This is a genomic window from Nocardioides faecalis (assembly GCF_018388425.1).
GTDB classification, from domain to species: Bacteria; Actinomycetota; Actinomycetes; order Propionibacteriales; family Nocardioidaceae; genus Nocardioides; species Nocardioides faecalis.
In genome coordinates, this window is the sequence record NZ_CP074406.1 from 3566491 (window position 1) to 3583525 (window position 17035).

A 17035-nucleotide genomic window follows, 5' to 3' on the forward strand; every position below is an offset into this window, starting at 1 on the left:
GGTCACCGCTCCAGGGGCTCGCGGCGGCGATCCTCAGATCGGGGCGACGTCGACGGAGACGTCGAGCCGAGAACCGGTGGCCTCGGTGAAGATGACGCCCTTGAGCGGCGGGACGTCGCCGTAGTCGCGGCCCCAGGCCAAGGTGACGTAGCGGTCGTTCTGCCACTGGTCGTTGGTCGGGTCGACGGCCAGCCACTCGTCGCCGCCCAGCCACACCGCCACCCAGGCGTGAGAGGCGTCGGCACCGACGATCCGCTCCTTGCCCGGCGGCGGCTCGGTGGCCAGGTAGCCGCTGACGTAGCGCGCGGCCAGGCCGTGCCCGCGCAGCGCGGCGAGGGTGAGGTGGGCGAAGTCCTGGCAGACCCCGGCCCGCTTGGCGAGGATCTCCGGCACGGTGGAGGTGACCGTGGTGGCCGCGGCGTCGTACTCGAAGTCCTCGTGGATGCGGTGGACCAGGTCGGTGACCGCCTCCCCGATCGGCCGGCCGGGAGCCAACGAGGCCGCGGCGTACTCTCGCGCTCCGGCGTGCAGCGGCACCGCGGCGCTGGGCAGCGCGAAGTCGGTGGCCTGCCAGGCGCCGGCACGGTGTGGCTCGGCCAACGGCCGCAGCCCCTCCCAGTCCCGGGCCAGGGCGACCTCGTCGACGACCGGCACCATCACGTCCACCTCACCGGCGCCCAGCACGACCAGCTGCTCGTGCGCGGAGCTCACCTGGAAGTAGGTCACGGTGTTGCCGTAGTGGTCCACGTCGCGGGTCAGGTCGCCGGGCACGGGGTCCACCAGCACGTCGTACGACGCGACCTGCTGCCAGGGCAGCGTCCGCGGCACGAGGTGGCCCACGCCGTAGCTGTCGGTGACGACGTCGTCGTAGGCGTAGGTGGTGCGGTGGGCGATCCGGTAGCGGGTCACGGCGCGGCCTCCAGCGTGGGCAGCACCCCGAAGGCCCGCGGCGCCGGGCCGGAGGCGAGGTGCAGGTCGGCGACGGCCTCGGCGACGCGCTCCACCTGTGCCGTGACGTCGTCGAGGAAGGCGACCAGGCGGGGACGCTCGACACCGCCGATCGCGGCGAGTCCGGCGGCGTCGGTGCTGGTGACCTCGGCGACCAGGTCGGCCAGCAGCCGCTCCGGCCGGGTGGATCCGGTCGAGGCGGGTTGGGCGGCGAGGTGCTCGGCGGCCCGGTGCAGGTTGAACAGCAGCGATCGGGGGTTCTCCGGGTCCACCAGCAACAGGTCGAAGACCCCCGTCGGACGCACGTAGTCACGGTAGCGACGCCGGTGCGTCACCGAGCTCTCCGCGGCACTGAGCACCACCCCGAGCACCTCACGGTCCACGTCGATGCCGCGCCGCTCGCCGGACAGCCGCAGCAGGTGGCACACCTGCAGCGCCCGCTCCAGGCTGCGGCCGAGGCCGATCATGTGCCAGCCGGAGTCGCGGATCATGCTGTCCGTGACGCCGTGCAGCGCCAGCACGCCGGTGAGCATCCGACCGGCCGACTCGGCGACCTGGCGCGGGTGCAGCGAGCTCTCCAGCGCCACGGTCGCCCGCTCCACGACCCCCAGCGCCCGCCAGGCGTCCCCGGAGACCTGGTCGCGCACCGCGGACAGGGTGTCGCGCACCCGCTCCAGCGACTGCGCCGCCGAGCCGGGACGCTCCGCGTCCAGCAGCACCGAGCGCAGGTCGTCGCCCTCGTCCTCGTACACCCGGCCGGCGAGCCGGTGCACCGCGGACATCACCACACCGAGGCTTGTCCCGCCGTGGCTGCCCGGACCGGCGCGGTAGTCGGTGACCAGGACGTGCGCGGCCAGCACCAGGCGCAGCAGGTCCTCGGCGCGCTCGGCGTAGCGCCCGAACCAGAACATGTCCTCCAGCACCCGCGGCACCGTGGCAGGCAGGGTGCGCGCCGAGGTCATCGGCAGCACCTCGGCCAGGCCCTGGTCCGGCTGCCCCGGCTCGGCCTTGAGCACCCACACGTCCTTGCTCCCCACCGAGCCGCCCACGGAGCCGCCCGCCGAGGAGCCGTCGCGGATGCTGCCCAGCCCGCCGAGCAGGGGCCGGTAGGCCGAGCCGTAGCGCAGCGTGAACGCGCGCAGGGTGACCGGTGCCGGCCGGGCGTCGCGGCCCTGCCACACCGGTGCCTGCGAGAGCTCCAGCGGTTCGTGGCCCACGTAGGCATGAGGACGGGCCAGCACCAGCATCCGCACCCGCTCCGCCGACGCGCCCACCACGGTGGGGTCGGAGCCGTCGATGGTGCGCACCACCAGCTCGTCGAGGTGGCCCAGCACGTGGTCCAGGCCCTCGGGGTCGCCGCACCACCAGGTCGCCACCGACGGCAGCCGCAGCGACTCGCCGAGCAGGTGCTCGCAGGCCGCCGGCAGGTACGGCGCCAGGCCGGGGTTCTCCAGCACGCCGGCGCCGAGCCCGTTGACCACCCGGACCGTTCCACGTCGTACGGCCTCGGCGAGGCCGGGGACGCCGAGGCGGGAGTCGCCGCGCATCTCCAACGGGTCGCAGAACGCGGTGTCCACCCGGCGCAGGATGACGTCGACGCGCTCGAGGCGCTGCTGCGTCTTCATCAGCACCCGGCCGTCGCGCACCGTCAGGTCGCCGCCCTGGACGAGCGGGAAGCCCAGCTGCGCGGCGATCGTCGCCTGGTCGTAGTACGTCTCCGAGTGCAGGCCCGGGCTGAGCACCACCACCCGCGGGTCCGACAGGTCACCGTCGGCGGACTGCAGCAGCGCCGAGCGCAGCGCCCACAGGTACGGCGCCATCCGGTGCGCGTCGGCCTCGCGGTAGAGCTCGGGCACCACCCGGCTGAGCACCCGGCGGTTCTCCAGCGCATAACCCAGCCCCGAGGGCGCCTGCGTGCGGTCGCCGAGCACCCGCCACGCGCCGTCGGGACCGCGGCCGACGTCGGTGGCCGAGAGCACCAGCGGGCGCGGGTCGTTCGCGGAGCCGCGTGCCATCACCCGGGTGAAGCCGCGGTGCCCCAGCACGACGGCAGCCGGCACCACGCCGGAGGCGAGCAGCGACTGCTCGCCGTACAGGTCGGCGAGCACGGCGTTGAGCAGCTCGGCGCGCTGGGCGAGCCCGACCTCGAGCTGCTGGGCGTCGGCGGCGTCGAGGACCAACGGGATCGGGTCCAGCTGCCAGGCGGAGGGTCGCTGGCCGGGGCGGGAGTAGGTGACGCCGTCGTCCTCGAGGAACCGCTCGATCTCGGCGGTGATCCGGCGCATGTCCTCGGGGCCGATCCGGGTTGCGACCTCGACCAGCCGCTTCCACGGCGCCCGCAGCGAGCCGTCGGGACCGACCATCTCGTCGTGCCGCTGCCCCGCCCCGGTCTCGGCGGAGAGGGTCGGCTGGCCGACGGAGGCGGCGTAGTCGTGCAGCAGGGTCACGGAGCGCTCCGCGGCCCCACCCTGCGCAGGTCGAGGGTGTGGGGGTACTCGGCGGAGGCGACCTCGCGGGCCCGACGGCGCAGGACCGCCACGTCGACCCGGCCGGCGGTGTGCCGGCCCGGCTCGAAGCGGGCAGCCCGTCGGGCCTCGGCCTCCGAGGCGTTGACCGGCGGGCTGTCGTAGCTGCGCCCGCCCGGGTGCACCACGTGGTAGGTCGCCCCGCCCAGGCTCACCCCGGCGTCGAGGTCGACCACGTCGAAGGTCAGCGGGGAGTGCACCTCGATGGAGGGGTGCAGCGCCGACCACGGCTGCCAGGCCTTGTAGCGCACGCCGCCGTACCGGGCCACGCCGTCGGCGGGCGCGGTGGCGGTCGGGACGGGCGTCAGGGGCACGGGCACACCCTGGCACGTCACCAGGTGGCGTGCGGGGTCGAGGCCCGTGACGGAGACCTGGATCCGCTCGACGGAGGAGTCGACGTAGCGCGCGGTCCCCGAGCCGGTGGCCTCCTCGCCGAGGACGTGCCACGGCTCCACGCCCTGGCGCAGCTCGAGCCGCAGCGGGGTCCCGTCGACGGTGGCCGCCGGCAGGTCGACCGAGCCGATCCGGGGGAAGCGGAACTCGGCGAACGGCGCCAGCCACGCCTCCTCGAAGCCGATGCCGGCGTCGACCAGGTCCGCCACCACCTCCCCGATGTCGGCGAGCGCGCCGGCGGGCAGCAGGAAGTCCTCGTGCAGCCGGGTGCCCCAGCGCACCAGCGGCGCCGTCGACGGGTCGATCGGTCGCTCCCAGAACATCGCGACCAGGCTGCGCACCAGCAGTGCCTGCACCAGGGCCATCTGCGGGTGCGGGGGCATCTCGAAGCCGCGCAGCTCCAGCAGCCCGAGCCGCCCGCGCGCGGAGTCGGGGCTGTAGAGCTTGTCGATGCAGAACTCCGCGCGGTGGGTGTTTCCGGTCAGGTCGGTGAGCAGGTGCCGCAGCGCCCGGTCCACCAGCCAGGGCCGCGGCTCGCCCACTGCCTCGGCTCCCTCGGCTCCCTCGGCTCCCTCGCCTCCTTCGGCGCGGGCGGCCGCGGCGACCAGCCGGGCGACCTCGGCGCAGGCGATCTCCATCTCGTAGACCGCCTCGGGTCGGCCCTCGTCGAACCGCGGCGCCTGGCTGGTCGGGCCGATGAACCGGCCGGAGAACAGGTAGGACAGCGAGGGGTGGCGCTGCCAGTAGGTGAGCAGGCTGACCAACAGGTCGGGGCGGCGCAGCAGCGGGCTGTCCGCCGGCTGGCGCCCACCCAGGGTGAGGTGGTTGCCGCCGCCGGTGCCGGTGTGCAGCCCGTCGTGGTCGAACTTCTCGGTGGTCAGGCCCGCGTGCCGGGCCTCGGAGTAGAGCGTGGTGGTCAGCTCGCGCAGCTCCGCCCAGCTGCGGGTGGGCTGCACGTTGACCTCGACGACGCCGGGGTCGGGGGTGACCGAGAGCTGCACCAGACGCGGGTCGGGCGGCGGCGGGTAGCCCTCGAGCACGACCGGCATGCCCAGCCCGGCGGCCGCGGCCTCCACCACGTGCAGCACGTCGACGTAGTCCTCCAGCCGGGTGGTCGGCGGCAGGAACACGTGGACGTGCTCGGTGCCCCGGTCGGGGTCGGCGGGGTCGGCGGGATCGGCGGCGTCGGCGGGGTCGGCGGCGTCGGCGGGGTCGGCGACCGGCATGTCGGCAGCGCGCACCTCGAAGGCGAGCGCGGTCCGCTCCGCCTCCTCGGGGTCGGCGAGCGTCACGCCGGGCACGCCGGGCACCAGGGGCTCGCCGGCATGCAGGTACGACGGCTCGCCCGGCTCCTCCGGCGGTGTCCAGGCGATCGCGTCCAGCGGCAGCCGGAGCCCGACCGCGCTGGTGCCCGGGGTGAGCACCACCCGGCCGCGGCGCAGGCGCCACACCGGGCTGGTCCAGCCCGGCTCGCCGGTGGTCAGCGGCAGCACCCAGCCGGTCGGCGTGGTGACGTCGGCGTCCAGCCGCTCCACGAGCGCCAGGGCGTCGTCGTCCAGCACCGTGAGGTCGGCGGTGGGCGGGGTGCCCGAGGGACGTCGTACGTGGTCGGCGAGGGCGGCGAACGGGTCCTCGAAGGCCGGCCGCAGCTGCTCGTCGGGCAGGCCGAGCAGGCGGGTGACCTCGCGACCGAGGGCCTGTGCCGGGTCGGTGCCGGCGGGGTCGCTGGCGGTGCCGGTGCCGGTAGCCGGGGCGGAGTCGGTGGCGGACCACGGGTCGGCCAGCAGTGCCGGGTCGGACCACAGCGGGGTGCCGTCGGCCAGCCACTGCAGGGAGATCGACCAGCGCGGCAGCGGCTCGCCGGGGTACCACTTGCCCTGGCCGCGGTGCACCACCCCGCCCTTGGCGTAGAGATCGCGGAGCCGCTCGGCCAGCGCACCGGCCAGCCGCCGCTTCTCCGGCCCGTCCGCGTCGGTGTTCCACTCCGGGGTGGAGGCGTCGTGCAGCGAGACGAACGTGGGCTCGCCGCCCATCGTGAGCCGCACGTCGCCCTCGACCAGCCGCTGGTCCACCGCGGCGCCGAGCGCGTCGATCCGCTCCCACTGCGCCGGCGTGTAGGGCGCGGTGACCCGCGGGTCCTCGTGCACCCGGGTGACGGTGTTGGAGAAGCCGAAGGTGACCTCGGTGGGCTCGGTCGCGCCCTCGATCGGCGCGGCGGAGCTGGGGTGCGGCGTCGCCGACAGCGGGATGTGGCCCTCGCCGGCGAAGAGCGCGCTCGTGGGGTCCATGCCGACCCAGCCGGCGCCGGGCAGGAACACCTCGGCCCAGGCGTGCAGGTCGGTGAAGTCGGTGTCCGGACCCGTGGGGCCGTCCAGGCCCTCGGTCGCATAGGCGTCCGGGGCGAGCTGCACCAGGTAGCCGGAGACGAACCGCGCGGCCAACCCGTACCGGCGCAGCAGCGCGACCAACAACCACGCCGAGTCCCGACACGAGCCCACGGCCAGCTCGAGGGTCTCATCCGGCGTCTGCACACCGGGCTCCATCCGCACCGAGTACGCCACCGCCTCGTGCACCGCGGTGTTGAGGTCGGCGAGGAACTGCACGGTCGGCACACCGTCGGCGGGCAGCGGGGGCAGCCTGCGCCGCCACTCCTCGACGGCCTCGGCGTCGGTGACCGGGCGCAGGTACGGCGCCAGGTCGGCGGCCAGGTCGGGGTCGTAGGAGAACGGGAACCGCTCGGCATGCTCCTCGATGAAGAAGTCGAACGGGTTGATCACCATCAGGTCGGCCACCAGCCCGACGGTGATCTCGAGCCGGTCGACCTTCTCGGGGAACACCAGCCGGGCCATCCAGTTGCCGAACGGGTCCTGCTGCCAGTTCACGAAGTGCCCGGCGGGCTCGACGTGCAGCGAGTACGCCTCGATCGGCGTGCGGCAGTGCGGGGCGGGGCGCAGGCGCACCACGTGCGGCGCCACGGACACCGGGCGCTCGAAGGCGTACGTCGTACGGTGTTCCAGCGCGACCTTGATCGACATGGAGGTCAGCCTAGGCAGGCCCGCGGAGGCGCGGGTTTCACCCAGGTGACACCCGCCACCCCCGGCGCCGGCGAGCGGGCCGACCGAGGATGATCGTCGCCATGACCGACGTGTCCCAGTACGGCCCGTGGGCCGTCATCGCCGGCGGCTCCGAGGGCGTGGGCGCCGAGCTCGCCCACCAGCTCGCCGGGGACGGCTTCCACCTCGTCCTCGTCGCCCGCAAGCCCGGCCCGCTCGAGGCGACCGCCGAGGCCGCCCGGGCGCTCGGCGTGCAGGTGCGCACCGTCGCCGCCGACCTGACCGACCCGGCCGCGATCGAGGCGATCACCGACGCCACCGCCGACGTGGAGGTCGGGCTGCTGATCTACAACGCCGGCGCGAACAGCCACGGGCGCCCGTTCACCGACGGCGACCTGGCCGGGTTCCGCGGCGTCATCGACCTCAACATCACCGCGATGCTCGCCCTGACCCACCACTACGCCCGACCCATGAAGGAGCGCCGCCGCGGCGGCATCCTGCTCGTCGGCTCGCTGGCCGGCTACGTCGGCACGTCCACCGAGGCCGTCTACGGCGGGGCCAAGGCCTTCGGCCGGATCTTCGCCGAGGGCCTGTGGGCGGAGCTGCGTGACCACGGGGTGCACGTGCTCGAGCTCGTGCTGGGCGTCACCCGGACCCCGGCGATGGAGCGCGCGGGCTTGCGCTTCGACGTGCCCGGCCTGCACGTCTCCGAGCCCGCCGACGTCGCCCGGGAGGGTCTGGCCGCGCTGGCCGCGGGCCCGGTGCACGTCATCAGCGGCAACGAGGCGCTCGTCGAACGCCGGACGACCAGCGACCGCGCCCGGCTCGTGGCCGGCACCGAGAAGGTCATGCGGATGCTCGTGCCGGACCACCGCGGCTGACCCCGGCGCGACCGGCAGGCGCTTCCGCGCGCTCTAAGGTGAGGCCATGCTGAGATTCCTCGTCCGCTGGGCGATCACCGCCGCCTCCATCGCCGTGGCCGCGCAGCTGCTGAACGGCATCAGCTTCAGCGGCGCCACCGAGGGTCGCGCCGAGATCGAGGACAAGATCGTCCCGCTGCTGCTGGTGGCGCTGATCCTGGGGATCGTCACCTCGTTCGTGAAGCCGCTGGTGACGCTGCTGTCGTTGCCGTTCGTGCTGGTGACGCTCGGGCTGTTCCTGTTGGTGATCAACGCGGCGATGCTCAAGCTCACCGCCTGGCTGGCCGGCCTGCTCGACCTGGGCTTCACCGTCGAGGGCTTCTGGCCGGCGGTCGGCGGCGCGGTGATCATCAGCATCACCACGTGGTTGCTGGACGCGCTCGTGGGCACGGAGGACTGAGTGCCCGCCGTACCCGCCCCCCGCTCCCCCCAGCGCTACCGCGTGGCGCTGGTCTGCCTCGGCAACATCTGCCGCTCCCCGATGGCCGACGTCGTACTGGAGGCCAAGGTCGCCGAGGCGGGCCTGGCCGATGCGGTCGAGGTCGTCAGCGCCGGCACCGGCGACTGGCACATCGGTGCGCCGATGGACCGCCGGGCCGCCGCCCTGCTCCGCAGCGAGGGGTACGACGCCAGCCGGCACCGAGCGCAGCAGGTCGCCGCGTCCTGGCTGGCCGAGCACGACCTGGTGCTGGCCATGGACGCCGCGAACCTGGCCGACCTGCGCACCCTCGGCGACACGGACCCCGAGCGCGTGCGGCTGTTCGGCGACTTCGACCCGGTGCAGCCGGGCAGCGAGGTGCCCGACCCCTACTTCGGCGGGGACGACGGGTTCGTCTCGGTGCTGGCGCAGGTGGAGCGCACCGCCGACGTGCTCGTGGCAAGCATCGCCAGCGCGCTCGGCCGCTGAGCCGACACCTCTCCCTCAGCCCGATCGGCCTCGGCCAGGTCCGTCCGCTCGACCGGACGGGGAATGGTGCTACTCGCGGGTCACCCCTAGGTTCGGTTCACTAGGACGTCCAAGTAATTTTGGTACGGCGCCATGCGGGTGCCGGGGAGCGAGGGAGACACGATGACGGACATCGAGCGGGTCGGCGTGGTCGGAGGCGGCCTGATGGGGTCGGGCATCGCGGAGGTCAGCGCCCGGGCCGGCAAGGACGTCATCGTCGTCGAGTCCTCGGCCGCCGCCGTGGAGGCTGCCCGCGGGCGCCTGGAGAGCTCGCTGAAGCGCGCCGAGAGCCGCGGCAAGATCGACTCCGCGCAGGCCGTGCTGGAGCGCATCCGCGTCGTCGACGACATCGAGCAGCTCGCCGACCGCGACATCGTCATCGAGGCGATCGTCGAGGACGAGAAGGCCAAGACGGAGCTGTTCCGCCGCCTCGACGAGGTCGTCACCAGCCCGGAGGCGATCCTCGCCTCGAACACCTCCTCCATCCCGATCATGAAGCTGGCCGTCGCCACCAAGCGACCCAGCCACGTGCTCGGCGTGCACTTCTTCAACCCGGTGCCGGTGCTCAAGCTCGTCGAGCTCGTGCCGTCGCTGATGACCGACGACGCCACCACCGAGCGCGCCCGCGCGTTCGTGCAGGACGACCTCGGCAAGAACGCGATCGACTGCCAGGACCGCGCCGGCTTCGTCGTCAACGCCCTGCTGATCCCGTTCATCCTCTCCGCGATCCGGATGTTCGAGTCCGGCTTCGCCTCGGCCGAGGACATCGACTCCGGCCTCGTGCTCGGCGCCGCCCACCCGCAGGGCCCGCTCGCGCTGGCCGACCTGATCGGCCTGGACACCACCAAGGCCGTCGCCGAGTCGCTCTACGAGGAGTTCAAGGAGCCGCTGTACGCCGCTCCGCCGCTCCTGCAGCGCATGGTCGAGGCCGGCCTCCTCGGCCGCAAGACCGGCCGGGGCTTCTACACCTACTCCTGACCCCCTCCCCCGGGCTCTCGTTCGGCGCCCGTCCGCTGGGGTAGTCCCTGACGAAAAGCACCGTTCCGGAGTCCGGGACGGTGCTTTTCGTCAGGGACTACCGGGATGTGCCAGCAGGAACCCCCGCGTTGGGGACGAGGTAAGTCCCTCCACAGGTCCCGCCCGGCCCGGCCCGGCCCGTCGTACGACGGCTGCAGCATGGCGCGCATGGACGACATGCGTCCCGGCCTGGTGCGTCCGGTCCGGCTGGACTCCAGCGGCCGTACCGGCCCGACCCGCGGGCAGGCGCGCAACGCGTCTCGGTGGCGCCGCTCGAGCCACGGTCACTACGTGCCGGCGGACGTCGACGCGACGCTGCCGGAGCAGCGGATCGTCGAGGCGGCCGCGGCCCTGCCCGACCGGTGCGCGATCACGGGGTGGGCAGCGCTGCGGTGGCTGGGCGGCAGCTGGTTCACCGGCGTCGGTGCGGACGGCCGGCCCCTGCCTGTGACACTGCTGATCAGCACGCACGACGTCCGACCCCAGCCCGGGATCGAGGTGTGCGGCGAGGGCGCCGGGCGGCACGACATCCTGCGGGTCCATGGTCTGGCGGTGACGTCGCCGGCGTGGTCGACCGCCTTCCTGATGCGCCGCGCCGCCTCGCCGCTGCAGGCCGTGGTCGACCTCGACATGACGGCGTACTCCGACCTCGTCTCGCTCGACGAGGTCGCGGCCGTCATCGCGCAGCAGTCCTCGTGGACCGGCGTGCCGCAGGCGCGGTGGGCGCTGGCCCGCGGGAGCGAGAACGCCTGGTCACCCATGGAGGTGCGCGCCCGCCTGGCCTGGACGACCCACGTCGAGGACGCCCGCCCCGAGGCCAACCGTCCCGTCTTCGACCTCGCGGGGCACCACCTCGGCACTCCTGACCTGCTGGAGCCGACGGCGGGCATCGCCGTCGAGTACGACGGACTGGTGCACCTCGGTCGCGAGCAGCGGCGCGCCGACCGCACGCGCGACGAGGTCTTCGCCGCCCATGGCATCGAGCTGGTCCGCTGGCTCTCCGGCGACGGCGTCGACGACTTCCTGCGCCGGCTCACCGCGGCCCACCGCGGCGCGGCGCTGCGCGACGGACCTCGGACCTGGACGACCGTTCCACCGCCATGGTGGACGCCGACCACGACCGTCGCCGCCCGGCGGCAGCTGAGCGCGTCCCAGCGGGCCCGCCTCCTGCGCTACCGGACCGCCTGACCACACCTGTCGCCCGCGGAGGCCCCGGCAGCTCGACGTACCGGCCGCCGGGATAGTCCCTGACGAAAAGCACCATTCGGCACCCGTATCCGGTGCTTTTCGTCAGGGACTATCCCGATGGAGGAGCGGAGAGGAGCGGAGAGGAGCGGAGACGAGGGGCGCGGAGGGTCAGGCGGGGAAGTCGCCGGCAGCGCGGCGCAGCCGGCGGAGCAGCTCGTAGGCGTCGCCCTGCTGGCGCTCGGTGAGGCCGGTGATGGCGAAGTCGATGGCGGTGACGGCGTCGGTGGCGGCCTTGACGGTCACCTGGCCCTCCGCGGTGAGCCGGGCGAGCGTACGACGCCGGTCGGACTCGTCGGCGACCCGCTCGACGTACCCCTGGGCCTCGAGCCGGTCGATGGCGCTGGTGACGGAGGTGGGGTGCACCATCAGCCGCTCGCCGATCTTGCTCAGCGGCAGCATCCCGCTGCGGCTGAAGTGCAGCAGCACGAGCACCTCGTAGCGGGAGAAGGTCAGCCCGAAGGGCTTCAGCGCACCGTCGAGGGCGCTGATCATCAGCTGCTGCACGCGCATCACCGAGGTCGCCAGCCGCATCGCCGTGGCGTCGCCGAAGTGCTCCTCCCACAGGTCGCCGGCTCGATCGATGGGATCGAAGGGCAGGCGCGGCTGGGACATGGGGTGACCTTAGGGGGATCGACGGGTGCGGCGTGCGGCATGCCGACTTTTCCGGATTGCTAGGACGTCCTAGCATTTGATAGTTGGACATCCTACTATCGGAGGTCCACAGACTCTGGAGGAAGCACAGCATGTCCGACGACTCCCTGCACGTCCCGACGAACCCGGTCCGCCTGGTCACCGCCTCGAGCCTGTTCGACGGCCACGACGCCTCGATCAACATCATGCGCCGGATCTTCCAGAGCCAGGGCTGCGAGGTCGTCCACCTGGGCCACAACCGCTCGGTGGCCGAGGTCGTCGAGGCCGCGATCGAGGAGGACGTCCAGGGCATCGCGGTGTCGTCGTACCAGGGCGGGCACGTGGAGTACTTCGAGTACCTCACCCAGCTCCTCGCCGAGCGCGGGGCGGGCCACATCCGCGTCGTCGGCGGCGGTGGCGGCGTCATCGTGCACGAGGAGATCGACCGGCTGCGCGCCTCGGGCGTCACCATCTTCTCCCCCGAGGACGGTCAGCGCCTCGGCCTGCCCGGCATGGTCAACACGGTCGTCAAGGACTGCGACACCGACCTGTGGGAGGTCGGCGCCGTCACCGCGGAGCAGGTCCTGTCCGGCGACCGCGGCGCGCTGGCCCGCGCCGTCACCGGCGCCGAGCTCGGCCGCCTCGACGACGACATGATGGCTCGGGTGCGCTCGGCCGCCGCGGAGCGGCACGTGCCTGTGCTCGGCATCACCGGCACCGGCGGCTCCGGCAAGTCCAGCCTCACCGACGAGCTGGTCCGCCGGCTGCGCGTCGACCAGCAGGACAAGGTCCGCGTCGCGGTGGTCGCGGTGGACCCGACCCGTCGCAAGGGCGGCGGCGCGCTGCTCGGCGACCGGATCCGCGCCAACAGCCTCGACCTCACCGGCCTGGACCGCGACCGCGTCTACTTCCGCAGCCTCGCCACCCGCGGGGCGCACGAGGTGCCCGAGCACCTCATCGACGTGATCGACGTGATCAAGGCGGCCGGCTTCGACCTGGTCATCGTGGAGACCCCCGGCATCGGCCAGGGCGACGCCGCGATCGTGCCCTTCGTCGACACCTCCCTCTACGTGATGACGCCGGAGTTCGGCGCCGCCTCGCAGCTGGAGAAGATCGACATGCTCGACTTCGCCGACGCCGTGGCGATCAACAAGTTCGAGCGGCGCGGTGCCGCCGACGCGCTGCGCGACGTGGGCCGCCAGATGGTCCGCAACCGCGAGGCGTTCGGCTCCCAGCCCGCCGACATGCCGGTCTTCGGCACCTCCGCGGCCACCTTCGACGACGACGGCGTCACCGCGCTCTACCAGTTCCTGCGCGGCCTGCTCGCCGACAAGGGCCTGCCTGTCGCCGAGGGGCTGCTGCCGGTCGTGGAGACCAAGCACTCCACCCGCATCGCCCAGGTGCTGCCCGCCGACCGCACCCGCTACCTCGCCGAGATCACCGAGACGATCCGCGGCTACCACGCCGAGACCGAGGAGCTCGTCGCCAAGGTGCGCCGCGCCCAGCGGTTCTCCGCGGTGGCCACCGAGCTCAGCGAGATCGAGGACCTCGCCGCTGCCGCCGCGCGCGCCAACGACGACCTGCCGCTGGACGTGCGCGACCAGCTCGCCGCGTGGGGCGACGTCGTCGCGTCGTACGACGAGGACACCGCCACCAACGGCCGCGAGTCGCTCTCCGGCAACCGCATCCCCCGGGTCGCCGTGCCGCGCTTCGACGACCAGGGCGAGCTCGTCCGGTTCTGGCGCCGCGAGAACCTGCCCGGCCGGTTCCCCTTCACCGCCGGCGTCTTCCCGTTCAAGCGCGCCGACGAGGACCCGGCCCGGATGTTCGCCGGCGAGGGCGACCCGTTCCGCACCAACAAGCGGTTCAAGCTGCTCTCCGAGGGCCAGCCGGCCACCCGTCTGTCGACCGCGTTCGACTCGGTCACCCTGTACGGCCGCGATCCCGACGAGCGCCCCGACATCTACGGCAAGATCGGCACCTCGGGCGTCTCCGTGGCGACGCTGGAGGACATGAAGGCCCTCTACGACGGCTTCGACCTGCTCTCCCCGACCACGTCGGTGTCGATGACCATCAACGGCCCCGCCCCGACCGTGCTGGCCTTCTACCTCAACACGGTGATGGACCAGGCCCGCGAGCGCGGGATCGACCCCTACGAGGCGATCAAGACCGTGCGCGGCACGGTGCAGGCCGACATCCTCAAGGAGGACCAGGGCCAGAACACCTGCCTGTTCTCCACGGAGTTCTCGCTGCGCTGCATGGCCGACATCCAGGAGTGGTTCATCGCCCAGCAGGTGCGCAACTTCTACTCGGTGTCGATCTCGGGCTACCACATCGCCGAGGCCGGGGCGAACCCGATCAGCCAGCTCGCATTCACCCTCGCCAACGGGTTCACCTACGTCGAGTCGTACCTGGCCCGCGGCATGGACATCGACGACTTCGCACCGAACCTGTCCTTCTTCTTCTCCAACGGCATGGACCCCGAGTACTCGGTCATCGGCCGCGTCGCCCGCCGCATCTGGGCGGTCGCGATGAAGAACAAGTACGGCGGCAACGAGCGCTCGCAGAAGCTGAAGTACCACGTGCAGACGTCGGGTCGCTCGCTGCACGCACAGGAGATGGACTTCAACGACATCCGCACCACCCTGCAGGCGCTGATCGCGATCTACGACAACGCCAACTCGCTGCACACCAACGCCTACGACGAGGCGGTCACCACGCCGTCGGCGGAGTCGGTGCGCCGGGCCCTGGCGATCCAGCTGATCATCAACCGGGAGTGGGGCCTGGCGATGAACGAGAACCCGATGCAGGGCTCCTACGTCATCGACCAGCTCACCGACCTGGTCGAGGAGGCCGTGCTGGCCGAGTTCGACCGGATCTCCGAGCGCGGCGGCGTGCTGGGGGCGATGGAGACCGGCTACCAGCGCGGCCGGATCCAGGACGAGTCGATGCTGTATGAGCACAAGAAGCACGACGGCTCGCTGCCGATCATCGGCGTCAACACCTTCCGCAAGCCGGACGCCGGCGACGGCACGCCGGACGAGATCGAGCTGGCGCGCGCCACCACCGAGGAGAAGGACTCCCAGCTGGCCCGGGTGCGCGACTTCCAGGCCCGCCACGCCGGCGAGGCGGCCGAGGCGATCGCGCGGCTCAAGCAGGCCGCCACCAGCGACGAGAACGTCTTCGCGGTGCTGATGGACGCCGCGCGGGTCTGCTCGCTGGGCCAGATCACCGAGGCGTTCTTCGAGGTCGGCGGCCAGTACCGGCGCAACGTCTGAGCGAGGCCGAGAACGCCACGAGGCCGGCATCCACGCGCGTGGATGCCGGCCTCGTCGTCCTGGCGTCGAGCCGCACCGGTAGGCGTCCCGCAGGCAGGCCCCGCAGCGGGGGCTCACCCGACGAGGTGGGGCGCCTCCGCCGGCACGGGGCCCTCGGGGCCCTCGGCGCCCGGGGCGTCGGGCACCCCCAGGGCGGCGTTGACCAGGCCGGCCGCGAACACGATCCCGGCGGCGGCGACGGGCAGCAGCAGCGCAGTGGACGCGCCGTACGACTCCGCGACGGTCCCCGTCACCACGGAGGCGATCGACTGCCCGACGATGATGGCGGAGCCGAGGCTCGTCATCACCGTCGCGGCACGCCCGCGCGGGCTGCGCGTGGAGCCGAGGCTGTAGAGCGTGACCAGCGTCGGCCCGATGCCCAGTCCGAGCAGCGCCAGCACGACGCACATCGCCGCGACCGAGCCGACCAGCCCGAGCGCGGCGGTGCCGAGCACCATCACCCCGGCGAAGACGAGCCACCGGGCACGCAGCGTGAACCACGCGGGGAAGAGCGCCATGCTCAGCGCCAGGGCCGCGGATCCGATCCCCATGAAGCCGTAGACCAGCCCGGCGCTCGCGGCCTCGCCGCGAGCGTCCATGAACGCGGTGAGCGAGGTGAGCATGGCCCCGAAGAACAACCCGACACCCAACGTGCCGACGACGACCGTGACCAGCGCCGGCGCGAGCAGGTCGCGCGCCGGCCCGGGGCGCTCCCTGCTCGCGTGCGCGGTGTGCGCGGCGCGGGCGGTGGGGTGCAGGGCGAAGGCGGTGACGAAGACCGCGGTGAGGACCGCGGCGGCGACGACGGGCGCCCACGGGTCGAAGAAGGTGCCGATCACTCCGACGGCGAAGGGCCCCACGATGAAGACCACCTCGTCCGCGGCGGACTCGTAGGCCATCGTGGAGTTGAAGGTGCGCGAGCGGCGCTCCGGCGCGATCCGCATCGCGATCAGCTGCACCAGCCGGGTGCGCGACATGGGCGCCACCTGGGGCGCCGAGGCGCCGATCACGAACGCGACCGCCAGCACCGCGACGTCCGGCAGCGAGCTGTAGGCGACGGCCGCCATCACTCCCAGCGCGGAGGCGGAGACCGCCCCGCTGGCGAGCAGCACGCGCCGCTGGCCGAAGCGGTCCGCCGCAGCGCCCAGCAGCGGGCCGACGCAGGCGGAGCCGAGCCCGACCACGGCGGAGCTGAGGCCGCCGAAAGCCAGGGAGCCGCGGCTGGCGACGACGAGGCTGAGCACGCCGACGACCATCATCGCGAAGGGCAGCCGCGCCACGAGCGCGATCGGGAAGTACGTCGCTCCCGTCGCGCGCAGCAACGACGGGGCGGGATCCTGCTGAGTGTTCTGGGGGTTCATCTCCGGGCTACCTCACATCGACGACAGTGCCGCCTTGGACCGTCGGTGGGCCGACGCGAGGTTGTTACACCAGGGTTGTGACGGCTTCGATGGTAGGTCGCGGCGAGCCGTGTCCCCAAACGCCGGACCCGAGTAACCTGCGCCACATGAGCGCCCAGCCCTCCTACCAGCAACTAGTCGATCTTCCCGCGTGGGCGGTGCAGCCGGTGCCGATGGCCTTCGAGGACAGCAACGGCTTCCTCAACGTGCGCCACTACCTCGGGATCGGCAGCGAGGGGCTGGACGAGTCGCTCGTCGACGTGGGGATCCTGCCGAACTGGCCGCGCAGTGAGGGCCTGGCGTGCCTGTCCGCCGAGCACCACGTCACCTACTTCCACGAGCTGCGCACCGGGGACCAGCTCTCGGTCCGGGTGCTGCTGCTGGGCCGCGCCGAGCGTGCGGCACACGCCCTGGTCTACGTCCTCGACGGCACCCGCGAGCGCCTGGCGTGCACGTTCGAGGAGATCTTCTTGTGCGTCGATGTCGCCGAGCGGCGCGCCGTGCCGTGGCCCGAGGACGTCGCCACCCGCCTCGACGCCCGCATCGCCGAGCACGCCGCGCTCGGCTGGCAGCCCGTGACGTCGGGGAGCCTCTCCCTGCGCTGACCCGCGGGCCGCCGACGGTTGGGCGGCTGGCTA

Annotated in this window: 12 protein-coding genes; 7 read left to right on the top strand and 5 right to left on the bottom strand. The window is 73.0% G+C overall.

What is annotated here, in order from left to right; translation table 11 throughout:
• Positions 1–33: 33 nt before the first annotated feature.
• The 3 genes from KG111_RS16760 to KG111_RS16770 are packed head-to-tail and all read right to left on the bottom strand — an operon-like array spanning position 34 to position 6901.
• Positions 34–909, bottom strand: coding sequence for a transglutaminase family protein (locus KG111_RS16760; protein ID WP_205289890.1), 876 nt, complete (start codon positions 907–909; stop codon positions 34–36).
• Positions 906–3395 (bottom strand): circularly permuted type 2 ATP-grasp protein, encoded by a 2490-nt coding sequence (locus tag KG111_RS16765; RefSeq protein ID WP_205289891.1) that lies wholly within the window; start codon positions 3393–3395, stop codon positions 906–908. Before KG111_RS16765 ends, KG111_RS16760 begins: the two co-directional genes overlap by 4 nt.
• The gene (locus KG111_RS16770) at positions 3392–6901 is read right to left on the bottom strand and encodes a transglutaminase family protein (protein WP_205289892.1); all 3510 of its coding nucleotides are present in this window, start codon (positions 6899–6901) and stop codon (positions 3392–3394) included. The genes KG111_RS16765 and KG111_RS16770 overlap by 4 nt, the downstream gene beginning before the upstream one ends.
• Positions 6902–7002: 101 nt before the next feature.
• Between KG111_RS16770 and KG111_RS16775 the strand changes: the two genes are divergently transcribed.
• The 5 genes from KG111_RS16775 to KG111_RS16795 all read left to right on the top strand — a co-directional run bounded on the left by KG111_RS16775 (position 7003) and on the right by KG111_RS16795 (position 10990).
• Entirely contained in the window at positions 7003–7800 is a 798-nt protein-coding gene (locus KG111_RS16775; protein WP_205289893.1) for an SDR family NAD(P)-dependent oxidoreductase, read from the top strand.
• Between the two features lie 46 nt (positions 7801–7846).
• Positions 7847–8239, top strand: a complete 393-nt coding sequence (locus tag KG111_RS16780) for a phage holin family protein (protein ID WP_205289894.1) — start codon at positions 7847–7849, stop codon at positions 8237–8239.
• Positions 8240–8746, top strand: coding sequence for a low molecular weight protein-tyrosine-phosphatase (locus KG111_RS16785; RefSeq protein ID WP_249666192.1), 507 nt, complete (start codon positions 8240–8242; stop codon positions 8744–8746).
• 171 nt (positions 8747–8917) lie between these two features.
• A complete protein-coding gene (locus tag KG111_RS16790) occupies positions 8918–9763 on the top strand; it encodes a 3-hydroxybutyryl-CoA dehydrogenase (protein WP_283770616.1) in 846 nt (281 codons plus the stop codon).
• A 207-nt stretch (positions 9764–9970) separates the two neighbouring features.
• Positions 9971–10990: a hypothetical protein gene (locus tag KG111_RS16795; protein ID WP_205289896.1), complete on the top strand. Its 1020-nt coding sequence runs from the start codon at positions 9971–9973 to the stop codon at positions 10988–10990.
• A gap of 168 nt (positions 10991–11158) precedes the next feature.
• On the opposite strand, the gene KG111_RS16800 is transcribed toward KG111_RS16795, so the two are convergent.
• A complete protein-coding gene (locus KG111_RS16800) occupies positions 11159–11662 on the bottom strand; it encodes a MarR family winged helix-turn-helix transcriptional regulator (protein ID WP_205289897.1) in 504 nt (167 codons plus the stop codon).
• Between the two features lie 131 nt (positions 11663–11793).
• On the opposite strand from KG111_RS16800, the gene icmF reads away from it, so the two are divergent.
• Positions 11794–14958: a fused isobutyryl-CoA mutase/GTPase IcmF gene (gene icmF, locus KG111_RS16805; RefSeq protein ID WP_205289898.1), complete on the top strand. Its 3165-nt coding sequence runs from the start codon at positions 11794–11796 to the stop codon at positions 14956–14958.
• Positions 14959–15071: 113 nt separating this feature from the next.
• On the opposite strand, the gene KG111_RS16810 is transcribed toward icmF, so the two are convergent.
• Positions 15072–16358, bottom strand: coding sequence for an MFS transporter (locus KG111_RS16810; RefSeq protein WP_205289899.1), 1287 nt, complete (start codon positions 16356–16358; stop codon positions 15072–15074).
• Positions 16359–16504: 146 nt separating this feature from the next.
• On the opposite strand from KG111_RS16810, the gene KG111_RS16815 reads away from it, so the two are divergent.
• Complete coding sequence (locus KG111_RS16815) at positions 16505–17002, top strand: thioesterase family protein (protein WP_205289900.1); 498 nt, start codon at positions 16505–16507, stop codon at positions 17000–17002.
• The last annotated feature ends 33 nt before the right edge of the window (positions 17003–17035 follow it).

Excerpts from the sequence above, each read along its gene's own strand:
- KG111_RS16780 (WP_205289894.1), top strand. The coding sequence starts at position 7,847 with ATGCTGAGATTCCTCGTCCGCTGGGCGATCACCGCCGCCTCCATCGCC.
- KG111_RS16800 (WP_205289897.1), bottom strand. The coding sequence starts at position 11,662 with ATGTCCCAGCCGCGCCTGCCCTTCGATCCCATCGATCGAGCCGGCGAC.
- icmF (WP_205289898.1), top strand. The coding sequence starts at position 11,794 with ATGTCCGACGACTCCCTGCACGTCCCGACGAACCCGGTCCGCCTGGTC.
- KG111_RS16775 (WP_205289893.1), top strand. The coding sequence starts at position 7,003 with ATGACCGACGTGTCCCAGTACGGCCCGTGGGCCGTCATCGCCGGCGGC.
- KG111_RS16815 (WP_205289900.1), top strand. The coding sequence starts at position 16,505 with ATGAGCGCCCAGCCCTCCTACCAGCAACTAGTCGATCTTCCCGCGTGG.
- KG111_RS16770 (WP_205289892.1), bottom strand. The coding sequence starts at position 6,901 with ATGTCGATCAAGGTCGCGCTGGAACACCGTACGACGTACGCCTTCGAG.
- KG111_RS16810 (WP_205289899.1), bottom strand. The coding sequence starts at position 16,358 with ATGAACCCCCAGAACACTCAGCAGGATCCCGCCCCGTCGTTGCTGCGC.
- KG111_RS16795 (WP_205289896.1), top strand. The coding sequence starts at position 9,971 with ATGGACGACATGCGTCCCGGCCTGGTGCGTCCGGTCCGGCTGGACTCC.